Origin of the sequence: Burkholderia sp. AcTa6-5, from assembly GCF_017815075.1 — a bacterium.
Classification (GTDB): domain Bacteria; phylum Pseudomonadota; class Gammaproteobacteria; order Burkholderiales; family Burkholderiaceae; genus Burkholderia; species Burkholderia sola.
Map to the genome: position 1 here is coordinate 1 of NZ_JAGIQE010000001.1, position 21,076 is coordinate 21,076.

At 67.1% G+C, this 21,076-nt stretch carries 13 protein-coding genes and 1 pseudogene; 10 read left to right on the top strand and 4 right to left on the bottom strand.

Annotated features, from left to right (window positions below):
* A partial coding sequence (locus J8I33_RS00005; protein WP_209932396.1) for a hypothetical protein occupies positions 1–337 on the bottom strand: 337 nt, incomplete at its 3' end.
* 321 nt (positions 338–658) lie between these two features.
* Here J8I33_RS00005 and J8I33_RS00010 point away from each other — a divergent pair.
* Both J8I33_RS00010 and J8I33_RS00015 read left to right on the top strand, forming a co-directional pair.
* Positions 659–1,993 (top strand): FAD-binding oxidoreductase, encoded by a 1,335-nt coding sequence (locus tag J8I33_RS00010; RefSeq protein WP_050011880.1) that lies wholly within the window; start codon positions 659–661, stop codon positions 1,991–1,993.
* A gap of 60 nt (positions 1,994–2,053) precedes the next feature.
* Positions 2,054–3,148, top strand: coding sequence for a potassium channel protein (locus tag J8I33_RS00015; protein ID WP_050011879.1), 1,095 nt, complete (start codon positions 2,054–2,056; stop codon positions 3,146–3,148).
* Between the two features lie 119 nt (positions 3,149–3,267).
* Here the strand turns inward: J8I33_RS00015 and J8I33_RS00020 are convergent, their stop codons facing one another.
* Entirely contained in the window at positions 3,268–4,455 is a 1,188-nt protein-coding gene (locus tag J8I33_RS00020) for a GGDEF domain-containing protein (RefSeq protein WP_209932402.1), read from the bottom strand.
* Positions 4,456–4,629: 174 nt separating this feature from the next.
* Positions 4,630–5,538, bottom strand: a complete 909-nt coding sequence (locus J8I33_RS00025) for a LysR family transcriptional regulator (RefSeq protein WP_209924886.1) — start codon at positions 5,536–5,538, stop codon at positions 4,630–4,632.
* Between the two features lie 143 nt (positions 5,539–5,681).
* Here J8I33_RS00025 and J8I33_RS00030 point away from each other — a divergent pair, with 143 nt between their 5' ends.
* The 4 genes from J8I33_RS00030 to J8I33_RS00045 all read left to right on the top strand — a co-directional run bounded on the left by J8I33_RS00030 (position 5,682) and on the right by J8I33_RS00045 (position 10,769).
* Positions 5,682–6,554, top strand: a complete 873-nt coding sequence (locus J8I33_RS00030; protein WP_209932408.1) for an NAD(P)-dependent oxidoreductase — start codon at positions 5,682–5,684, stop codon at positions 6,552–6,554.
* A 54-nt stretch (positions 6,555–6,608) separates the two neighbouring features.
* Positions 6,609–8,126 carry an aldehyde dehydrogenase family protein gene (locus J8I33_RS00035; protein ID WP_209932411.1) on the top strand — a complete coding sequence of 506 codons (1,518 nt, stop codon included), beginning with the start codon at positions 6,609–6,611 and terminating at the stop codon, positions 8,124–8,126.
* Positions 8,127–8,174: 48 nt separating this feature from the next.
* Entirely contained in the window at positions 8,175–9,509 is a 1,335-nt protein-coding gene (locus J8I33_RS00040) for a DUF3100 domain-containing protein (protein WP_050011874.1), read from the top strand.
* A gap of 69 nt (positions 9,510–9,578) precedes the next feature.
* The gene (locus J8I33_RS00045) at positions 9,579–10,769 is read left to right on the top strand and encodes a M20 aminoacylase family protein (protein ID WP_124592887.1); all 1,191 of its coding nucleotides are present in this window, start codon (positions 9,579–9,581) and stop codon (positions 10,767–10,769) included.
* A gap of 23 nt (positions 10,770–10,792) precedes the next feature.
* On the opposite strand, the pseudogene J8I33_RS34355 reads toward J8I33_RS00045, so the two are convergent.
* Positions 10,793–10,909, bottom strand: a pseudogene (locus J8I33_RS34355) (diguanylate cyclase); the annotation flags it as partial.
* Between the two features lie 423 nt (positions 10,910–11,332).
* Here J8I33_RS34355 and J8I33_RS00055 point away from each other — a divergent pair.
* The 4 genes from J8I33_RS00055 (at position 11,333) to J8I33_RS00070 (ending at position 21,032) form a co-directional block, all read left to right on the top strand.
* A complete protein-coding gene (locus J8I33_RS00055) occupies positions 11,333–15,445 on the top strand; it encodes an autotransporter domain-containing protein (protein WP_209932929.1) in 4,113 nt (1,370 codons plus the stop codon).
* Positions 15,446–16,096: 651 nt separating this feature from the next.
* A complete protein-coding gene (locus J8I33_RS00060) occupies positions 16,097–18,229 on the top strand; it encodes a polysaccharide deacetylase family protein (protein WP_209932413.1) in 2,133 nt (710 codons plus the stop codon).
* A 33-nt stretch (positions 18,230–18,262) separates the two neighbouring features.
* Positions 18,263–19,498: a S53 family peptidase gene (locus J8I33_RS00065; RefSeq protein ID WP_050011870.1), complete on the top strand. Its 1,236-nt coding sequence runs from the start codon at positions 18,263–18,265 to the stop codon at positions 19,496–19,498.
* Positions 19,499–19,883: 385 nt separating this feature from the next.
* Positions 19,884–21,032 (top strand): porin, encoded by a 1,149-nt coding sequence (locus J8I33_RS00070; RefSeq protein WP_209932415.1) that lies wholly within the window; start codon positions 19,884–19,886, stop codon positions 21,030–21,032.
* Positions 21,033–21,076: the final 44 nt, after the last annotated feature.

Below are 21,076 nucleotides of genomic sequence, written 5' to 3' on the forward strand. Positions count from 1 at the left end.
CTACTGCTGGCAGAACAGCAGGTCTTGTCCGGTTGCTATTGGCAAGACAGTTGTGATAGCGACTTTCAGGTCGCACCTGTATGGATATACAGTTTATCTCGCGGCGGTCCGGGGTCGTCAAGCCGAAAAAACAGGGCCGGTCGATCGCGCCGGATCGGCCGCCGCTCGGGTAGCCGGAAGCGATTGCCGCAATTGCTTGTTGACCGGCGCCGGCCGCGCATGACATGGCTAGATGCCCGACATGGAGCGGGCATGGTTTGCCGTTGCATTGGCAGTCCTGATTGAATAAAAAACGCCGAATGTTTGAGAGGACGATTGCATCGAGCGTCGAGCCCATTCGAAGCAGCCGTTCGCGTTGCGCTCCGCGGCTTCGCATCGTCGAATGGAATTTCCGCAACGGCGTTGGGTGGGCGCGCGCCGGTGTCGGTCGACGTTTTCATCGCTACCGGTATCGATGCGCAAGCGACGGCAACCGTCAATGCAATGCGCGGCTCCGGCGCCGTGGCTTCGGCAGACCCGCGCGACCGCCGTCGGCGTCAATGCGATGGTGGGCCTCGACGGGATGGCCGAATGACGGTTTCCCGCCATTTATCGCTTCATGCGACGACGTTGCCGCGATAAGCTTTGCCGGCCATGCATTGACACTCGACAGAAAACAATGACCACCACCTATCCGCTGCACGACGCATTGAGCCACGCCGATACGGCGTTTCCGCCCGAAGCCGACGTCGTGATCGCCGGCGCCGGCATCATGGGTTGCGCTGCTGCTTACTACCTCGGCCTGCGCGGCCTGAAAGCCGTCGTGCTCGACAAGTCGCGCATCGCCGGCCAGCAATCGACGCGCGCGTGGGGCTTCGTGCGACAGCAGGGACGCGAATCCGCCGAAGTGCCGCTGATGATGGCCGGCATGCGGATCTGGGAACGCCTGGAGCAGGCGCTCGGTTTCGATCTCGAATGGCGGCAGGGCGGTTGCCTCTACATGGCGGACAACGAAGACGACTGGGCGTCGTTCCAGGCGTGGCTCGCCGTGGCGCGCGAGCACGGGCTCGACACGCGCACGCTGACGCGCGCGCAGATCGACGAACGCGTGAATGGGCTGTCGACGCACGCGCGTACCCTCGGCGGCTTGTATACAGCGACCGACGGGCAGGCCGAGCCGCGTCGCGTGGCCGCCGCCTTCGCGGCGCGCGCGACCGAGGCTGGCGCGCGTTTCTTCGAAGGCTGCGGCGTGACCGCGATCGAGACGGCCGGCGGCGCGGTCGTCGGCGTCGCGACCGAACGCGGCACGATCCGCACGCGACGCGTGATCTGCGCGGCCGGCGCGACCAGTTTCCGGCTACTCGACGGCGTCGGCATCCGGCTGCCGCAGCAGGCCGTGCGCGGCACCTGCATGCGCACCAACGTGGTCCCGCCGGTGACGGCGGCGACGGTGTGGGGCCATGGCCTCGGCATCCGGCAGCGCAAGAGCGGCGCGATCAATCTCGCCGACGACATGCAGGTCGACGTCGATCTGACGCTCGGCCATTTGCGCGGATTGAGCCTCTTCTGGCCGCAATTCTGGTCGCAGCGCGACAAATTCCGGCTGCAACTGGGTGCGTCCGCGTGGCGCGACGTGCTCGCCCGCATCAACGGCTCGACCGGGCCGATCGAGCCGCGCGATCCTCAGCCGCAGCCGAATCGCACGCATGCGCCGCACGCGCTCGCGAAGCTCAAGGCGATCTTTCCCGCGCTGAAGGATGCGCAGATCGTCGAGGCGTGGGCCGGCCTGATCGACGTGTTGCCCGACGGCATCCCGGTGATCGATGCACCCGGCACGCCATCGGGGCTCGCGATTGCGACCGGGTTCTGCGGGCACGGTTTCGCGATGGGGCCGATCGTCGGCCGGCTGCTCGCCGAATGGATCGACACGGGCGCGCCGTCGCTCGACCTGTCGGCGTTTCGCGCAAGGCGTTTCGTCGACGGGACGATGGTGCGGCCGCGCAGCATGCTGTGACGGCCGGGCGCATGCGTTCCCGTCGTAGAATCGAGCCCGCATCCTTCAGGAGATTCCCCGTTGGCCACGCCATCCGATCAGCGCCGCTCGCTGCGCATGCGCCTGCGTCGCGCCCGCAATCCGTGGCAGGCGCCGCGTGCGCGCACGTTGTTCACACGCCCCGCGACGTCGCCGCGGCGCACGCTGCTGTTCCGTCTCGGCGCGGTCGTGCTGTTGTGCATGCTTGCGTTCCTCGTGCTGTATCTCGATCGCGACGGCCTGCGCGATTCGACCAAGAGCACGCCGATGACGGTCGCCGATCTCGTGTACTTCACGATGGTCACGGTCGCGACGGTCGGCTACGGCGATATCGTGCCCGTCACGGCGCGGGCGCGCCTGCTCGATGCGTTCTTCATCGTGCCGATCCGCATCGGCATCTGGTTCATTTTCCTGGGCACGGCGTATCAGTTCGTGATCCAGCGCGTCATCGAGGAATTCCGCATGAAACGCCTGCAGAAGCAACTGTCCGATCACATCGTCGTGTGCGGTTATGGCCTGTCGGGGTCGATCGCGGTGCGCGAGCTGCTGGAAAGCGGCGTCGATCCGGCGACGGTGATCGTGATCGATTCGCAGCAACAAGCTCTCGAGGCGGCGACGTCGCTCGGCGTGACCGGATTGCTCGGCGATCCGGCGCACGAGGATCTGCTGCAGCAGGCGCAGGTGCGCGCGGCGAAGGCCGTGATCATTTCGGTGACCGACGATCCGACCGCGATCCTGCTGACGCTGTCGGTGCGCAGCATCGCGCCCGATACGAAGATCGTCGTGCGGATCCAGGAGAACCTGTACCAGCGGCAACTGCGGCAGGCCGGCGCGGATGTGATCGTATCGTCGACGAAGATCGGCGCGCTGCTGCTGGCGGATGCGGTTCATAGCCGCTACATCGTGCCGTTCGTCAACGACATGCTGTCGACGCGCGGGCGCGCGACGCTGCTGGAGCGCGAGGCGTTGCCGCATGAAATCGGCTGCCTGACGAACGTCGTGCCGGGCGCGATCGTGATCGGGCTCGATCGCTGCGGGAAGATTTATTCGTTTTACGAGGATCCGCCGTGCAGGATCGAGGCGGGCGACACGCTGGTGGTGATTCAGTCGGCGCGGATTCCGGATCCGGATGCGTGAGGGCGTTTTGAGTTTTGATAACTCAATGGATTGACTGTTTTTATTTCAGCTGAATTGCCGGATATAGCCATCCTGGCCTGCAACGATATCCGGAGTCGGGCCGCAAGGGCTCCATTCTTTCAAAACACTGCTGCATGTCCGGTGTGTTCGCCCGTTGCGTGGACGAGACGATTTCCGCCGAGCGATTTTGCTCGATACAGTGCCTGGTCGGCAACCGAGAGCAAGTGGGTAAGCGAAGCCGTCTCATGATCCGACTCGGCCAGGCCAATGCTTACGGTAGCGCGAATGCGATTGCCGTCAGTGCCATGCGATATCGCCGCGAACCGGTTTGCGATGGTCTCTGCCACCGTTCTTGCGCGGTGGGTGTCGTAACCTGGCAGCAGCGCAGCGAATTCTTCGCCGCCGATGCGCGCGAGAACCACGCTCGTCTCTGCGTCGACAACGGATCGAACCGTATCCGCGAATGACTTCAATACCTCGTCGCCGGTTTGGTGCCCGAAGCGATCGTTAATTCTCTTGAATTGATCGAGATCAAATGCAAGGAGAGCGACAGGTAGCCGACGTATCCCGTGCTCGTGGATAACCCGGTCTCCCTCTTCGAAAAACAGCCGGCGATTACCCAGGCGAGTCAAGTAATCGGTACGGGACTCCTGCAAGAGCTCGCCATGAATTTCTTCCCGTGTCAGGCGGAGCAACGTCATCGGCAAAATAACGGAATAAAGGACCCCTTCGTACATGGTGATTTTGCTGGCAATCGATTGTGCGCCGGCTCCAAAGACCGAGATCAGCCATGGCAGGGCGAATGCTCTGGAGGCATAGAACAGGGCGTGGATTTCCGTCACCGCTACCGCGACGCGTCGGGATTGAACCGCTGGAATGCCATCGCGTCGCGTGAGCTCGAAGGCCGTCATGGCGGAGACGAGCGCGATCGGGATTGCGCTGACATAGAGCCAGATGACCGTCTGAGAGGACGCTGTAGAGGCTGTCCATGTCAGCCCCATCAAGAGAAGCAAACCCGTTGAGCTTTTGACATACCGTCGGCCATTGAACATTGCCACGGCGTGCAGAACCAGCAGATAGCCACCCAGAATCACGAGGTTGCTTACGGCGGCGCCAGCGGCGCCCAGCAGTTCGCGCCGAAATGTCGCCAGCGCGCAGCCGCCTCCGAGTGCCGCATATCCGATCGCCAGCATTCGCAGTTCATTGCCGCGCTTGGGATGTGAAATATGTTCCCAGTACGTCATGGCGGAACTGGCAAGCAACGTTCCGATCGCCAGCAGGTAGAGGGTAGCTAGATCGACTGTCATTGCCGACGCCAAGGCGAGTCCCCGCCACGACGAGGAAAGGTTGAGGGAATACCGAGATAACGGCAGACGCGTCGAATTCTTGAAAAAAGTCCGGCCCGGATCGCCAGCGGCGAAAACCCGCGTTTCCGACAGGGGTGGTTAGGCGTCGCGAGGAGGAGTCGGGCCAGCCCCCCGCTAACGAAACGCCCGCATCTGCCCCGTCATCATCTGCAGCATCTTGTTCGCGGCCACCGACAGCTTGCGCCCCACGCGCGTGACCATGTGCGCCTCGGCGTTCTCGAGGATCGGATGCGCGATGTCGATCGCGAACAACTCCCTGGCCTGCAGTTCGGCCGTCACCGCGAACGCCGGCATCACCGCGATGCCGAGCCCCGATTTCACGAACTCCTTCAGGATCGCGAAGGAATTGGTGGTGACGACCGGCGTGAGCCGCACGCGCTCCGCGTATTCCACGGCTTCCATCATTTGCCGCGTACCGTAGGACGGGTGAGTGGCCGCCAGCGGGTAGGTGGCGAGCTGCTGCACCGTCAGCACCTTGTGGCTGCGGCGCGGGAAGTCGGGGCTGACGATCGCCATCATCGGCTGTCGCTTCGACGCGCGCGACACCAGCTTGGGCTCGGCGGGCGGGTTGTAGACCAGGCCGATCTCGCCCTCGTCGTTCGAGATTTTGCGGATCACGTCGTTGGTGCTGCCCACGTCGAGGTTGACGCGGATCCCGGGGAACTGCCGGCAGAACTGCTCCATCGGCCCGGCCAGCAGGTCTGACACGAAGCCCTCGCCGAGCACCAGGCTGACCTGGCCCGTCTTCAGCCCGCGCAACTCCTGCAGCCGCGAGATCAGGTCGTCGCGGTGCGCGAGCTGCTCGCGGAAATACTCGATCACGCAGTGTCCCGCCTCGGTGGGCGTCACGCCGCGCGCGTGGCGCTCCACCAGGGTGGCGTCGAGCTCCTTCTCCAGCAGCCCGATCTGGCGGCTCACGGCCGACGGCGCCACGTCGAGCCAGTCCGCCGCGGCGCGAATCGTGCCGCAGCGCACGGCCTCGTAGAAATAGACGATCCGGCTGTCGGTCAGGGTATCGCTCATGATTCGGGTGTTCTAAAAAAGAGAACAATATCAATATTGGCGTTGATTGATTATACGGGTCGCCGGACCGAACATCGTTGCCATGCAAGGCGGGTGCAAGCTGATGCGCCGGCCTCGAACCAACAGCTATCGGGAGTCGTCGGATGAAAACGGTGGGCGTGATCGGTCTGGGCAACATGGGGCGCGGCATGGCGGGTTCGCTGCGGCGCGGCGGCTACACGGTGCTCGGCTACGACGCGGCGCCCGGCGTGGCGCTCGCGCTGGCCGGGCAGGAAGTGCTGTCGGCGCGCGATTCGGTGGCCGAGATCGCGCGCGACGCCGACGTGCTGCTGCTGTCGCTGCCGACCTCGGCGGTGGTCGAGGCGGTGGTGCTGGGCGCGGGCGGCGTGCTCGAGAACGCAAAGCCGGGCAGCATCGTGATCGACACCACCACGGCCGATCCGGACAGCACGCGGCGCGTGGCGGCAGCCCTGGCCGAGCGCGGCATCGGCTTCGTCGACGGCCCGGTGAGCGGCGGCCCGAAGGGCGCGGCCACCGCCACCATGACGATGGTGCTGGGCGGCTCGGACAGCGATATCGCGGCCATCGAGCCGATCCTCGCGGCGATCAGCGCCAAGCGCGTGCATGTGGGCCCGGTGGGCGCCGGCCACGTCACCAAGCTGCTCAACAATCTGCTGACGGGCGTGCACTTGCTGGTCGCCAGCGAGGCGGTGCGCACCGCGCGCGCGGCCGGCGTCGATCCGGAAAAGCTGGTCGAGGCGCTCAACGGCGGCTCCGGCCGCAACAGCGCGACGCTGACCAACTACCCGACCTGGATCTTCAACGGCAAGTTCGATTCCGGTTTCACGATGAAGCTGATGCGCAAGGACGTGCGGCTCGCGCTGGGCCTGCTCGACCAGTTCGACAGCGTCGCGCCGGTGGCGCGCGAGGCCGCGCGCGTGTGGGCCGCGAGCGAGGGTTTCGTCGCCGACGGCGAGGACTTCAACCGCATCGTCGACTTCGTCGACCCTGCCTGAGGCCGGGCAGCCCGCGCCACGATTCCGCTCGACCCACCTATACGGAAACCCGACATGACCCAGCACGCAGACCAGTTGCTTGCCGCCTTCGCGCATTTCTTCCCCGGTGCCGCCACGATCGGCTCGTATATCGACGGCGAACTCGTCGCCGGCCAGGGCGACACGATCCAGCTTGACGATGCGGCGACGGGCGAGGCCACGCTCGCCTATCGCGACGCCGGCGCAGCCGTGGTCGACCATGCCGCCGAAAGCGCGCGCCGCGCGCAGCGCGAATGGTGGGCGCTCACGCATGCCGCGCGCGGTCGCGTGATGCAGGAGGTGGCGCGCGCGATCCGCGCCGAGGCCGAGGCGATCGCGCGGCTGGAGGCGCTAGGCTCGGGCAAGCCGATCCGCGACTGCCGGGGCGAGGTGGCGAAGGTCGCCGAGATGTTCGAGTACTACGCGGGCTGGACCGACAAGTTCTACGGCAGCGTGATCCCGGTGCCGACCTCGCACCTCAACTACACGCGCCGCGAGCCGGCCGGCGTGGTGCTGCAGATCACGCCGTGGAATGCGCCGGTGTTCACTTGCGGCTGGCAGATGGCGCCCGCGGTGGCGATGGGCAACGGCGTGCTGCTCAAGCCCTCGGAGCTGACGCCCTTCACGTCGCTGGCGGTCGCCAGACTCGGCGAGCGTGCGGGGCTGCCGCGCGGCCTGGTCAACGTGCTGGCCGGCTTCGGCCACACCGCCGGGCAGGCCGCGATCGCGCATCGCGTGGTCAGCAAGGTGGTGTTCGTCGGTTCGCCGGCCACCGGCGCGCGCATCGCCGAGGCCGCCGCGCGCCGCGTGCTGCCCTGTGTGCTGGAGTTGGGCGGCAAGTCGGCCAATATCGTGTTCGCCGATGCCGACCTCAAGCGCGCCGCGCTGACCGCCCAGGCGGCGATCTTCGCCGGCGCGGGCCAGAGCTGCGTGGCCGGCTCGCGTCTGCTGGTGCAGCGCGCCGTCTACGACGAATTCGTCGCGATGGTGGCGGCCGGCGCGAAGAAGATCCGTGTCGGCGCACCGCTCGACGAGGCGACCGAGGTGGGCCCGATCAACAATCGCAAGCAGTACGACCACGTGATGTCGATGATCGCGCGCGGCGTGGCGGCGGGCGCCACGCTTGCCAGCGGCTCGGCCGAGCGCGTCGGGGAAGGCCGCGGCGGCTACTTCGTGGCGCCCACCGTGCTGGCCGGCGTGTCGAACGCGATGGACGTGGCGCGCACCGAGATCTTCGGGCCGGTGGTGGCGGCCATCCCGTTCGACACCGAGGAGGAGGCGATCGCGATCGCCAACGACACCGACTTCGGCCTGGCCGGCGCGGCCTGGACTACCGACGTGGCGCGTGCGCATCGCGTGGCCGCGCAGGTGAATGCCGGCACCTTCTGGGTCAACGGCTACAAGACCATCAACGTGGCTTCCCCGTTCGGCGGCTACGGCATGAGCGGCTACGGCCGCTCGAGCGGGGTCGAGGCGCTGTACGAATACACGCAGACCAAGAGCGTGTGGGTCGAGACGGCCGAAGCGCCGCCCACCGCGTTCGGTTATTTGTAATCACCGGCCCGCATGCGACGGCAGCCGGGCTTCAAGGGGAGACTCGTCATGGAACACGCACTGGGTATCGAGCGCCGCGAGCTGGGCGGCGCGGCCACCGCCAAGGTCCTGCTTTACGCGGCCGGCATCCTGCTGGTCGCCGAATGGATCGGTTCGTTCACGTTCAAGCTCGGACCGGGCAAGGTCGTGCTGCTGCCGATGATCTGGGCGCTGCTGCTCGGCGCCGCGGTCGGACTGGCCAGCGCGCGCTGGAACAGCAGCGCGCGCCTGAGCGTGCCCGACCAGTTTTTCGCGGCCGCGATCCTGCAGCCGGCGCTGCTGCTGTTCGTCTCCAAGCTCGGGCTGATGGTGGGCAGCGCGCTGCCCAAGCTGGCGTCCGCGGGCTGGGCGCTGGCCTTCCAGGAATTCGGCCACTTCGTCGGCACCATCCTGCTCGGCCTGCCGCTTGCGTTGCTGCTCGGCATCAAGCGCGAAGCGATTGGCGCGACCTTCTCGGTGGGCCGCGAGCCGAGCCTCGCGATCATCGGCGAGAAGTACGGGATGGATTCGGCCGAAGGCCGCGGCGTGCTGGCCGAGTACCTGACCGGCACAGTGTTCGGTGCGGTGTTCATCGCCGTATTCGCGGGTTTCGTGAGCAGCCTCGGCATCTTCGATCCACTCGCGCTGGCGATGGGCTCGGGCGTCGGCTCGGGCAGCATGATGGCGGCCGCGTCGGGCGCGATCGCCGCGCAGCAGGACCCGGAGACGGCGAAATCGGTGCTCGCGTTCGCCGCGGCCAGCAACCTGATCACCACTACCATCGGTACCTACTTCACGCTGTTCATCTCGCTGCCGCTCGCGGTCTGGGGCTATCGCGTGCTGGAGCCGCTGATCGGACGCACCACCAAGGCATCGGCGCAGCCCGAGGCGGCCAGCCCGTCGCTGGGCGACGTGCGGACCGAGGCGCCCGCGCTCGGCTACGGCGGCAAGCTGCTGGCCTGGATCGTGACGGCCGCGATGGCGCTGGTGTGCGACTGGATTGCCCACGGCACCACCCCGCTGGCGGGGCTGCCGGGCATCGCGATCATGGTGTGCGCGACGATCGTCGGCGATGCGCTGGCGCGTGTGACGGGGCGGCGGATTCCGGCGGTCTGCTGGGTATCGGTGGTGGCGATGTTCCTGACCTCGCCGTGGTCCCCGTGGGCATCGCAGATCGCCGCGCTCAGCTCGCACAACGATTTCCTCGGCGTGACCACGCCGATGCTGGTGTTCGCGGGGCTGTCGATCGCCAAGGACATCCCGGCCTTCCGCCGGCTCGGCTGGCGCATCGTGCTGGTGTCCTTCGTGGCCAATGCCGGCACCTTCATCGGCGCGACCCTGGTGGCGCAGCTGTTCCATATCTGATCCGATGCGTCGCGGCGCGGCCCGCCGCCGTGCCGCGACGCGACGACCGACAAGAGCGCTTCCTTCCGCATGACACTGATCGATTCCATCGTCGCGTACGCCGACGAACTGACGGCGATCCGCCGCGATATCCATGCCCATCCCGAGGTGGGCTACGACGTGTTCCGCACCGCCGAACTCGTCGCCGAGCGGCTCGAGCAATGGGGGTACGCCGTCACGCGCGGCGTCGGCCGCACCGGCGTGGTCGGCACCTTGAAGCGCGGCGGCAGCGCGCGCGCGATCGGCCTGCGCGCCGACATGGATGCGCTGCCCGTGCACGAGGCCAACACCTTCGCGCATCGTTCGACGGTGCCCGGCGCGATGCATGCGTGCGGCCACGACGGGCATACCGCGATGCTGCTGGGGGCCGCGCGCCATCTGGCGCGGCATGGCGAGTTCGACGGCACCGTGCAGTTGTTCTTCCAGCCGGCCGAGGAGGCGGGCGGCGGCGCGCGCGCGATGATCGAGGACGGCTTGTTCGAGCGTTTTCCGGTGGATGCCGTGTTCGGGCTGCACAACTGGCCCGGCATCGCGGCCGGCGATTTCGCGGTGCGGCCGGGGCCGCTGATGGCGTCGACCAGTCTGTTCAGGATCGACCTGCGCGGCGCCGGCTGCCACGCGGCCATGCCGCACCTGGGCCGCGATCCGGTGTTCGCGGCGGGACAGGTGCTGAGCGCCCTGCAGGGGATCGTCACGCGCAACCGCAATCCGATCGACGGCGCGGTGCTGTCGGTCACGCAGGTGCATGCGGGCGAGGCGATGAACGTGGTGCCGACCGATGCGTGGCTCGGCGGCACGGTGCGGACCTTCTCCGAGGCGACGCTCGACCTGATCGAGACGCGCATGCGCGCCGTGGCGGCCGCGACGGCCGCGGCCTTCGATTGCGAGAGCGAGGTGGATTTCCAGCGCCAGTATCCGGCCACCGTGAACGACGCCGGGCAGACGGCGGTGGCGGTGACGGTGATGCGCGAGCTGGTGGGCGACGCGCATGTGAACGCAGCCGTCGATCCGACCATGGCGGCGGAGGATTTCTCGTTCATGCTGCGCGAGAAGCCGGGTTGCTATGCATTCCTCGGGAACGGGGCGGGCGATCATCGCGTGCATGGGCATGGCGGCGGGCCTTGCCTGCTGCATAACGCCAGCTATGACTTCAACGATGCGTTGTTGCCGGTGGGCGCGAGTTATTTCGTGAAGTTGGTGGAGCGGGTTCTGGCGCGGTAGGGACGCGGTGGCGACTTTTCGGAGGCGATCGCCAACTTGGCGGCACCTCGTTCGCCGGTATCGGGCAACACGGCGACGAATTCCTCATCGCCGTAGCGTGTGGCGAGATCGTTGCTCCGCCGCGTATGCGCGCGGATGCATCGAACATCGACCGAAAGCGCATGCAGTCACGCGTTCGAGCGCATGTCCGGACCTGCGCCGACGGCATATCGACGGGGGCAGCGAGCGCGGCCGCGTTTGACGCGAGCGTGACGCGAAGGCCGCGACGAAGCGATGATGATGCAAGTCAAGCATGGTTGCCCGGCTCGATCGCGAGGGGTAGTCGGCCGTGCTTTATCTTCCTCTCGCCCTTGGACAGTGGCGGCCCCGCGACAGCGCTGGATGTGTGTTCGCGGCAGGTGTTATATTGCGCGCGCATGCGCCCCGACCGATGAGCCAACACAATCAGTATCCGCGGACCGGCGCGCCATAGAAAGACAACAACGACGGGTCCGTCGCGCCACCGGTACAGCCTCTTCGTGACCAGCGCCAGGCCCATGGGTCTATGCACCGAGGGGATCGACATGAACCGGGTCTATCGGCTGGTCTGGAGCCGTAGCTTGCGTGCTCCGCAAGTGGTATCCGAACACACGAGGGCATCACACGGCGGAGTCGACGCCGGTCATGGCGCCACGCCCGCGCGCCGCTGCGCTTCCATCGCTTCCGTCGTTTCGATCGGCGTGTCGCTCGGCCTGGCCGGCGCGGCCGTCCCGGGTTGGGCCGTCACGTGCTCTTCCGGCACCATCGCGAATTGCAGCGCCCCCGGCGGCGCCGGCATCCCGGACCGAAGCGGCAACGGCGGCAGCGGTAACGGCGGTGGCGGGGGTTCCTCCACGTTGGGCGGAGGCTCCGCCACGGTCCAGGTTCCCGGCGGCCCCACGTCGGGCGGGACCGGCGGCACCGGCGCGACGAACGACAGCGGGCAGGGCGGCGTCGGCGGTGCACCCGCGGTGGTGCTTGCCGGCGATGCGGTGGTCAACGCGAACGCGCAAGGCGGCGCAGGTCAGGCCTTCGACGGATTCAATTTTGCCGGTGGCGCGGGCGGCGGTGGCGCGGGCGTGTATTCGACCGGCACCAGCGTGACCGTCAGCAACGGCGTGACCGTGCAGGGCGGCAGCGGCGGGAATGGCGGTGCCGGCACGTCGGGGCCTGCGTCGAACGGCGGCGGTGGCGGGGGCGGAGGCGGTGGGCTGGTCATGGTGACGCCGGCGGCCGACGTGATGAACCAGGGGACGCTCGTCGGCGGAAACGGCGGCACCGGGGGCGGCGGCGGAAACCCGGGCGGCGGAGGCGGGGGCGGCGACGGGCTGCTGACCTTGGGCCCCGGTTCGCAGGTAACCAATCTCGGGACCGTCGTCGGTGGCGTGGGCGGCATCAGCGGCGGCGGCGCAAGCACGGCCGGCGCCAGCGGCGCGGGCGTCAACCTGGCTAGCGACTTCACCGTGCTGACCAACGTCGGCACGATCACCGGCGGCGCCGGCAACGGCGGGGCTGCCGGTGCCGGTGTCATCGCCAATGGCCGCGATGTCGTCGTCAACGGCGGCACGATCGCGGGCGGCTTGTACGCGGACGGCGTGACGCGCGCATCAGCCATCCGGTTCAACGGCGCGAACAATACGCTGCAGTTGGTCACCGGGTCCAACATCGTCGGTAACCTCGAGGTGACGGCCGGGGCGACGACCACCATCACCGCGGGCTCCGCGGGGCTCTCGTTGTCCAACCAGGTCACGCTCGGCGATGCCGCGTCCCGCGTGACCTTCGATTCCACCACGACCGACCTCGTGGTGTCAGGCGTGATATCCGGGGCGGGCAACGTCGCGGTGCGCGGTGGCCGAACGATCATCCTGACGGGAGACAACACCTATACCGGCGGCACCACGATCACCGCCGGCACGCTGCAGATCGGCAGCGGCGGGACCACGGGCTCCGTCGCCGGCGACATCGTCAACAACGGCACGTTGGCGTTCAACCGCAGCGACACGGTGTCGTATGGCGGCACGATCAGCGGGACGGGCAGCCTCATGCAGGCGGGGACCGGCACGCTCGCGATATCCAGCGTCGCCGGCTATGCGGGGAGCACCACCATCAACGCCGGCACGCTCGCGCTGATCGGCGCGGGCAGCATTGCTGCTTCCAGCGGAGTCGTCGCGAACGGCACGTTCGATATCTCGGGGACGACCGCGGGGGCGACGATCAACGCGCTGACCGGCACGGGCACGGTCGCGCTGGGCAGCCGCACGCTGACGCTGGCCAATGCGGCCGGTACGTTCAGCGGCGCCATTGGCGGCACGGGTGGGCTCACCGTGGCGGGCGGCACGCAAACGCTATCCGGCGCCAACGGCTTTACCGGTGCAACGTCGATCAACGCCGGCACGCTGGCGTTGACCGGTTCGGGCAGCGTCGCCGCGTCCAGCGGTGTCGTCAATAACGGCACGTTCGATATCTCGGGGGCCACCACCGGCGCGACGATCAATGCGCTCACCGGCAGCGGCACGGTTGCGCTGGGCAGCCGCACGCTGACGCTGGCCAATGCGGCCGGCACGTTCGGCGGGACCATCAACGGGACCGGTGGAGTGACCGTCGGCGGCGGTACGCAAACACTGTCGGCGGCGAATGCCTACACGGGCACCACCACGATCAATGCCGGCACGCTGGCGCTGACCGGCGCCGGCAGCATTGCCGCCTCGAGCGGCGTCGTCGACAACGGCACGCTGGACATTTCGGCGACCACCACCGGCGCCACGATCAACACGCTCACCGGCAGCGGCACGGTCGCGCTCGGCAGCCGCACGCTGACACTCGCCAATGCGGCCGGCACGTTTGGCGGAACCGTCAGCGGCAGCGGCGGGCTGACGGTTGCGGGCGGTACGCAGACGCTGTCCGGCGTGAACACCTATACAGGCGCGACGACGGTTAACGCGGGCACGCTCGCGTTGTCGGGCGCCGGTCGGCTGGCATCGTCCACGGCGGTCACGCTCGCCGGCCCCGTGGCCGCGCTCGACCTGTCCGCGGCCGGCAGCCAGACGGTCGCGCATCTGTCCGGCGTGGCAGGCAGCCGCGTGGTGCTGGGCGGCAGTGCGCTCACGCTGTCCGACGACTCGTCGCAAACCTTCGGCGGCAGTCTCGTCGGCACCGGCGGCCTGGTCAAACAGGGCGCGGGCATGCTGACGCTGAACGGTGTCAGCAACGCGTTCTCCGGCACGACGACGGTGGCGGGCGGCACGTTGGCCGTCGGCGACGCGGCGAATCCCGCCGCGGTGCTGGGTGGCAACGTCGTGGTGAATTCGCTCGGCGCGTTGCGCGGCCACGGCACGATATCGGGCGACGTCAGCAGCAGCGGCGTGGTCGCACCGGGCGGCTCGATCGGAACGCTGTCGGTGGGCGGCAACTATACGCAGGCGGCCGGCGGCACGCTGTCGATCGAGGTCAGCCCGACGGAAGCATCGCAACTGCGCGTAGGCGGCGCCGCGACGCTCGGCGGCACGTTGGCCGTTCTGTTCGATCCCGGCACCTATACGGCCCGCCGCTACACCGTGCTGAGCGCGGCCAACGGCGTGACGGGCCATTTCGCGACCGTCGGCACCACCACGGCCGGCGCGAATCTCGGCGCGTTGCAATCGTCGGTGGACTACGGCGCCAACGCGGTCGACCTGCTGCTCGCCGAGCCGACGGGGCCCGGTACGCCGGCCGGCCCGACGATCATCGCGCCGACCAGGACGTCGATCTACTCGGCGCTCGGCACGATGGCCTTGCTGCAGGCGCAGAGCGCCAGTTCGACGCTGCTCGGGCGTCTGGCGGCCCCGGAGGACGACGCGTCGGGCTCCCGCAACGTGTGGGCCGTTGCCAGCGGTTCCAGCACCAAGGTGGGCGGCACGAGCGGCGCGCCGGGCTTCCTCACGCACGCGTACGGGTTCCTGGCGGGCGGGCAGGGACGGCTCGGCGACGCCACCGTCGGTGCGGCCGGCGGCTACACGCACACCGCGCTGTCCGAAGACACGACAGGCGCATCGGGCGCCATCGACACGCTGCGCGTCGCGCTGTACGGCGCGCAGCCGATCGGCGCGGTCAACCTGTCGGCCACGCTCGGTTACGGTCTCGATTTCCTGTCGCAGAAGCGGCCATTCGGCAGCGCGGGTACCGCCGAAGGCGACCATCTCGGCCACGAATTCACCGCCGCTACGCAGGCCAGCCTGCCGATGGCGGCCGGCGGCTTCCGGTTCGCGCCGCACGTCGGGCTGCGGTATGCATACGTGCGCGGCAGCGGCTTCGGCGAGGACGGCGCCAACGGCCAGAACCTGCACGTCGGCCCCGACAGCGCGAGGAGCCTCCAGCCGTACGTGGGTGTGTCGCTCGCCAAGGCGTTCGGCGATGCCGTGCGCCCGGTCGACGTCCAGCTGCGCGTCGGCTATGCGCACGAGGTGCTGCGCGGCAGTCGCGTCGTCCAGGTGCAGAGCCAGGACGGGACCGTGTTCGCGGCGCCGGGTACCGATCTGCCACGCTCGTTCCTCACCACGGGTGCCAGCGTCACGCTGCAGGCCGCCAAGACGACCACGGTATCGCTCGGGCTGGATGCGACGATCAATACGGGCCATGTGTCGGCGCAGTCGGCATATGTGCGCGTCAATTCCAGGTTCTGACCGCGTGGGAACAGGGATGGTGAAACGGGTCTTTCGATGTGGCGGGTTGTCCCTCGTCTTCAATCGATCGATGAACCGTCGTCAATTTCCTATGCTTCGCAGGTAGAACCGCACGCCGTGCAGGCGAGCCCGGCACGGCCACATGCGTGCCGAGCCGGTGTTGCGCGGCGGAATCATTTTCCGTTGAATCCCCGCGCGCTTGCCGATGCCCGACAACGCAGGCAGCGATCGGAAGCCCCATCCGGCGCGGCGCCGAATAGCCTCACGTCGTCCATCGCGACGGTTCCCCCGGCCTCGCTTCATTACCCGCCACGTGCGCCGTATCGGCGCTGTAACGTTTTTGGCGCGATTTTCCCGTGCCGGACGCCCGGCATCGCCGCGGGCCGTCCCGACAACGCAGTCGCGAGACTGGCACGTTGTTCGCTTCACCGGGGGGCGGTAGGAACGATAGTCGCCATGCACTCCTGATCGTCCGACAAATCGACGCGCATGCGTCGCGGGGCGTCCGAAACACGGCACGTTCGCTCTGCGCCGCCAGCCGATGGCGCACCCCGATCCGGACGCGGACCGCTCGATCATGACGAGCGCAACGCGCACGCAGTGACGAGTCGAGCATCGGCTGTCATCCCACCTCCTACGGGGAGAGAAAAAATGTCGGCCAAGCCAATCCGGACCCTACGAGCGTTTCTGATCGTCTTTTCCGTTTGCCTGATGACGTTGGCACCCGGGCGGGCGAGCGCGTTGTCGAACCAGTTGCTGTTGCTGCTGCCGGACAACTTCACGTTGCCGGACCCGCGTGTGTCCGCATGGCTCGATTCCGCGGCGGAGGAGGGACTGCAGATCTCGCTGATCAGCGACACGCAATTCAAGCAGGGCGGCACGTCGCTGCAGCAGTACCAGGGACTCATCCTGCCTGACCAGGTGCATACGGTCGCCGACGATACGCTCGTGACCGCCATCCAGAGCTATGCGTTGAACGGCGGGCGCGTGATGCTCGTCTATGATTTCGGCGTACTGAACGCGACGGGTTTCTATCCGGCCGGGCAATCGCGTTTCAGCTCGATGGCCGGCGTCAACTACGTGCTCTACGACACGCTCGGCGGGAACATGATCGGCCTCGGCAACGTGACCGGCATGGGCAGCACGTTGCGCGCGCTGCAGATTCCTCCGGGGAAGTCGATGGCATGGCCGGGCTCGACGACGGCGGCGACCACGTTGGCCTCAACCGCGTCGACTACATCGACCGGCTCGACGACGAACCCCTTGCTCTACCTGCAGCCGAGCCCGTCGAACCCGGGCGGGCTTGCCGGTTACAACCATCAGGCGTATTTCACGTACAAGACGGTCAACGGGCGCATGACCGGCGTGCCGCTGAATCTCGGGCGCGTGTCGGCCGGCGCAAAGGTCGGATCCGGATCGTACTCGCCGACCTCGACGATGCTGTCGCCGGTATCGACGGCGGTGAAGGGCGCGACGTCGTTCGCGACCGCGTCGCCCGCCGCGACGACCGACGTGCTCGAAGGCATCTCCGGCTACGTATACGGCTTCCTCACCTATCCGAGCTACGTCACGCAAGGCACGTATACCGGCACGACGCTGCTGACGTCGCCGAACTTCGGGCTCGTCGCCGGCTATCAGGCGTATGGAAACGGCGGCGTGATGTTCGTCAACCTGCCGCTCGCGTATCTCGACGGGCAAACCGACAGCATGCCGATCCACGGCTTTCTGCATTACTTCACGACGAACATCCTGTCGATGCCGCACCTGTCGCTGCAGCCGCGGGCGCAGGCCGGGATGGTCCTGAACTGGCACTTCTGTGCGCGAGATCAGATTCAGCCGGCGCAGTACCTGAAGAATTACGGCGTCTGGAACAGCGGCCCGTATTCGATCGTGATGACGGCCGGCCCTGACGACGTGACGATCGGCGACGGTCTCGGCATCAACCTGACGAACAATACGCAGGCGAAACAACTGGTCGCGTTCCTGCTCAAGCGCGGGCACAAGGTCGGCAGCCACGGCGGCTGGGCGCACGACTACTGGGGGGCGAACGCGAGCGAAACCAATGCGAGCACGTTCACGCAGTATCTGGTGCTGAACCACAATGCGGTTCGGTCGGTGACGGGCAAGCCGGACGTCGAGTGGGCGGCCCCGGAAGGCAATACGCCGACGTGGGCGGTGAACTGGCTCGAATCGAACGGCTACTCCGGCTACTACTTCACCGGCCATACCGGCAATGCGCAAACGCGTGCGTATCGCAACGGTTCGCTGCTGAATCCGGGCATCTGGGCGTTTCCGGTGATGCCGTTCGGCAAGTATGCGACGTTCGAAGAGTTCCAGGAGTTCGCGGTGCCGACGACGGACGTCCAGAACTGGTATCTGTCGCTGATGGATTTCGTCGTCGCGAACCGCACGAGCCGGTTGATCTACATGCACCCGCTGGGCGCGTCGTGGTATCCGAACGTCGTCACGACGATTCTCGGCTACGCCGCGTCGCTGGCGACGACCGGCCAGTTCAAGTGGTTCACGATGGATCAGCTCACGCAGTTCGACCGGCGCCGTCTGCTCGTGAACTGGACGGCGACCGATACTGGCACCGGCTGGACGTTCAGCGCGACGCAGCCGACCAGTCTGCAGGACATGACGTGGCTGTTGCCGAAGAGCACGTACCAGTTGCCGAGCGTGAAAAGCGGCAGCGCGACGGTCGTGAGCACCGATCCGGTCAACTGGCTGGTCATCGCGGGCTCGGGCAAGTCGCTGACGTTCACGAGCGCGAAGGTGCACTGACGCGCGCCGGCTCCTTTGCCAACGGGGAACACCATGAAGCGAGCTTCGTTTGCGCGTGCGCTGCGCATGCTGGCCGTATCGGCGAGCATCGCGCTGATGTTCGGCGTGTCGTTCGCACAGTCCGCGCATCGAGCGCCGCGCGGGTTTGCACGGCCGCCGCTCCATCTGCATGGCGCCGCGAAACGGAATCCTGTGGGCCTGTCGCCGCAGCAGATTCGCCGTTTCTACGGGTTCGACGCGTTGCCGGCGCGCGGCTACGGTGGCGACGATCAGATCATCGCCATCGTCGATGCGTACGACAATCCGAACGTCGAGGCGGATCTGCGCTTGTTCAGCCGCACGTTCGGCCTGCCGCCGTGCGCGTCGCCGCGCTGCTTCACGAAGGTGTACGCGACGGCGGACAAGCGTCCGCCGCCGCCGGACGCACTGTGGGCACTCGAGAGTTCGCTGGACGTGCAGTGGGCGCACGCGATCGCACCGAATGCGCGGATCGTGCTGGTCGAAGCCGCATCGAGTTCGCTCGATGACCTGATGAGCGCGGTCGCACTCGCGACGCGTCCGGCCCCGGGCGGGGTCGGCGCGAAGGTCGTGTCGATCAGTTGGGGGAGCGGCGAGTTCCTGGCCGAAACGCAATTCGACGGGCAGCTCGCCAGCGCGAACGGCGTGTCGTTCGTCGCGGCATCCGGCGACGGCGGCAACGGGGTCGACTACCCGGCCGCGTCGCCGTATGTGCTGAGCGTCGGCGGCACGTCGATCGCAACCGATGCGAGCGGCGCCTATGTCGACGAAACGGCGTGGGTCGGCAGCGGCGGCGGGCAAAGCGCCGTCGAGACGGCGCCGACGTATCAGTCGAACTTCGGACTGCCGTCGAATAGCCTCGGGCTGCGCGGCCTGCCCGACGTCGCCTATGACGCCGACCCGGCGTCCGGCTTCGCGGTCTACGATTCGTACGGCTATGCGGGGCAGGGCGGGTGGTTCGTCGTCGGCGGCACGAGCGCCGGCGCACCGCAATGGTCCGCGTTGATCGCGATCGCGAACAGCGTGCGCATCGCGCGCGGCAAGACGACGCTGAACGCGGTGAGCGCGATCCAGAGTGTGCTGTACGGGCTCGCGTCGAGCGCCTACGCGACGAACTTCCGCGACATCGTCAGCGGCTCGAACGGCGCATGCGGCACGCTTTGCACGGCGGCAACCGGATACGACTACGTAACCGGTCTCGGGCGCCCGATGGCCGCCAATCTGGTCCAGGCGTTGATCGCCGCGCCGTGACACGGGTAAGGCCGCGGAAGAGGCAGGCGGGCTCGATCACGCTGACGGCTGGTCGACATCGCCGTTAGCGCGAATGGACGATTCCCCTCGCACCCTGTAATAGCCTTCGATCGACACGTCCGGATCCCGGCTCCGGGCTACGCGCCAAACGGCGCGCGACTGTCCATGGAGCGCCGGCCGGTCCACCGTTCAACCGCCCGCTAGCCGCTTTCCTCGCTGACAAACATCCCCCATTTTGAAGAGCACCTTCCTGCCGCGAGGGGCTAACAGTAAAAAATCGGCTCATTACACTGCGCCCGTCGCATCGCCGAGCAGTCTCGACGCGGCACAGACGCAGCGCGCAAGCGTTACGACCGGCAAACGAAAGATTTGGGGGTAAATCGTCATGAACAAGCGTTGGGGGATCGTCGCACCCGCCGCGTTGCTTGCTGCAGCCGCTCATGCGCAGAGCAGCGTGACCCTGTACGGCAAGATCGAGGACGGTATCAACTACACGAGCAACGCACGCGGCCACGGAACCGTGCAACTGCAAAGCGGCTATGACTACGGGAGCCGCTGGGGCATCAAGGGCACGGAAGACCTTGGCGCGGGCTACCAGGCGATTTTCACGCTCGAGAGCGGTTTCGACGTCAACACCGGCAAGATGAACCAGGGTGGTCGGGAGTTCGGCCGCCAGGCCTTCGTCGGCATCGCGTCGGCTCGATACGGCACGCTGACGTTCGGTCGCCAGTACGACCCGAGCGTCGATCTCTTCTCGCCGCTCACCGCGAACGGCAACTGGACGGGCTACCTGTTCTCGCATCCGTACGACAACGACAACACCGACTACTCGTTCCGCGTGAATAACGCGGTCAAGTACGTGTCGCCGGTGTGGCACGGCGTGACCGCGGAGGCGATGTACGGGTTCAGCAATCAGGCGGGCGGTTTCGCGAACAACCGCCTGTATGGCGCCGCGCTGCAATACCAGCAGGGCGGGCTGACGGTCGGCGCGTCGTATTTGAAGATCAACAACGCACGCAATGCCGATTCGACCGGGGCGATCACCGGCGACAACACGTTCGATGCGTCGTCGCAGCAGAACATCGGCATCGGCGTGAATTATGCGTTCTCGAATGCGCTCGTGGGATTCACGTATTCGCACGTCGACGTCTACGACCCGACTTCGAACGCGTATTTCACCGGCACGACGCAGCCGGCGGGCGGTGCATGGAAATCGTGGAAATTCGACAACTTCGAGGTGAACGGACTCTATCACTTCACGACTGCGTTTTACGTCGGCGCGGCATACACGTACACGCAGGCCCGCGTCGCGTCGACGGTCGGCGCGTTCAATCCGAAGTGGCATCAGCTGAGCACGAAGGTGAATTACGACTTGTCGAAACGCACGTCGGTATTCGTAGAGGGCGTCTATCAGCATGCGATGAACGCGCACACGGGAACCGACTTCGATTACGCGTACATTCCGGGCGCCGCCGATATCTCGTCAGGCCCGAATCAATATGTCGCACGTATCGCGCTGCTGCATCACTTCTGATGCCCATGCCCCGTTCGACACGACGCGCCGGCGTTTCCTGGCGC

What these genes read in the sequence shown, in the direction of transcription:
- J8I33_RS00010 (WP_050011880.1), top strand. Translation starts at nt 659, where the DNA reads ATGACCACCACCTATCCGCTGCACGACGCATTGAGCCACGCCGATACG.
- J8I33_RS00020 (WP_209932402.1), bottom strand. Translation starts at nt 4,455, where the DNA reads ATGACAGTCGATCTAGCTACCCTCTACCTGCTGGCGATCGGAACGTTG.
- J8I33_RS00025 (WP_209924886.1), bottom strand. Translation starts at nt 5,538, where the DNA reads ATGAGCGATACCCTGACCGACAGCCGGATCGTCTATTTCTACGAGGCC.
- J8I33_RS00030 (WP_209932408.1), top strand. Translation starts at nt 5,682, where the DNA reads ATGAAAACGGTGGGCGTGATCGGTCTGGGCAACATGGGGCGCGGCATG.
- J8I33_RS00035 (WP_209932411.1), top strand. Translation starts at nt 6,609, where the DNA reads ATGACCCAGCACGCAGACCAGTTGCTTGCCGCCTTCGCGCATTTCTTC.
- J8I33_RS00040 (WP_050011874.1), top strand. Translation starts at nt 8,175, where the DNA reads ATGGAACACGCACTGGGTATCGAGCGCCGCGAGCTGGGCGGCGCGGCC.
- J8I33_RS00045 (WP_124592887.1), top strand. Translation starts at nt 9,579, where the DNA reads ATGACACTGATCGATTCCATCGTCGCGTACGCCGACGAACTGACGGCG.
- J8I33_RS00055 (WP_209932929.1), top strand. Translation starts at nt 11,333, where the DNA reads ATGAACCGGGTCTATCGGCTGGTCTGGAGCCGTAGCTTGCGTGCTCCG.
- J8I33_RS00060 (WP_209932413.1), top strand. Translation starts at nt 16,097, where the DNA reads ATGTCGGCCAAGCCAATCCGGACCCTACGAGCGTTTCTGATCGTCTTT.
- J8I33_RS00065 (WP_050011870.1), top strand. Translation starts at nt 18,263, where the DNA reads ATGAAGCGAGCTTCGTTTGCGCGTGCGCTGCGCATGCTGGCCGTATCG.
- J8I33_RS00070 (WP_209932415.1), top strand. Translation starts at nt 19,884, where the DNA reads ATGAACAAGCGTTGGGGGATCGTCGCACCCGCCGCGTTGCTTGCTGCA.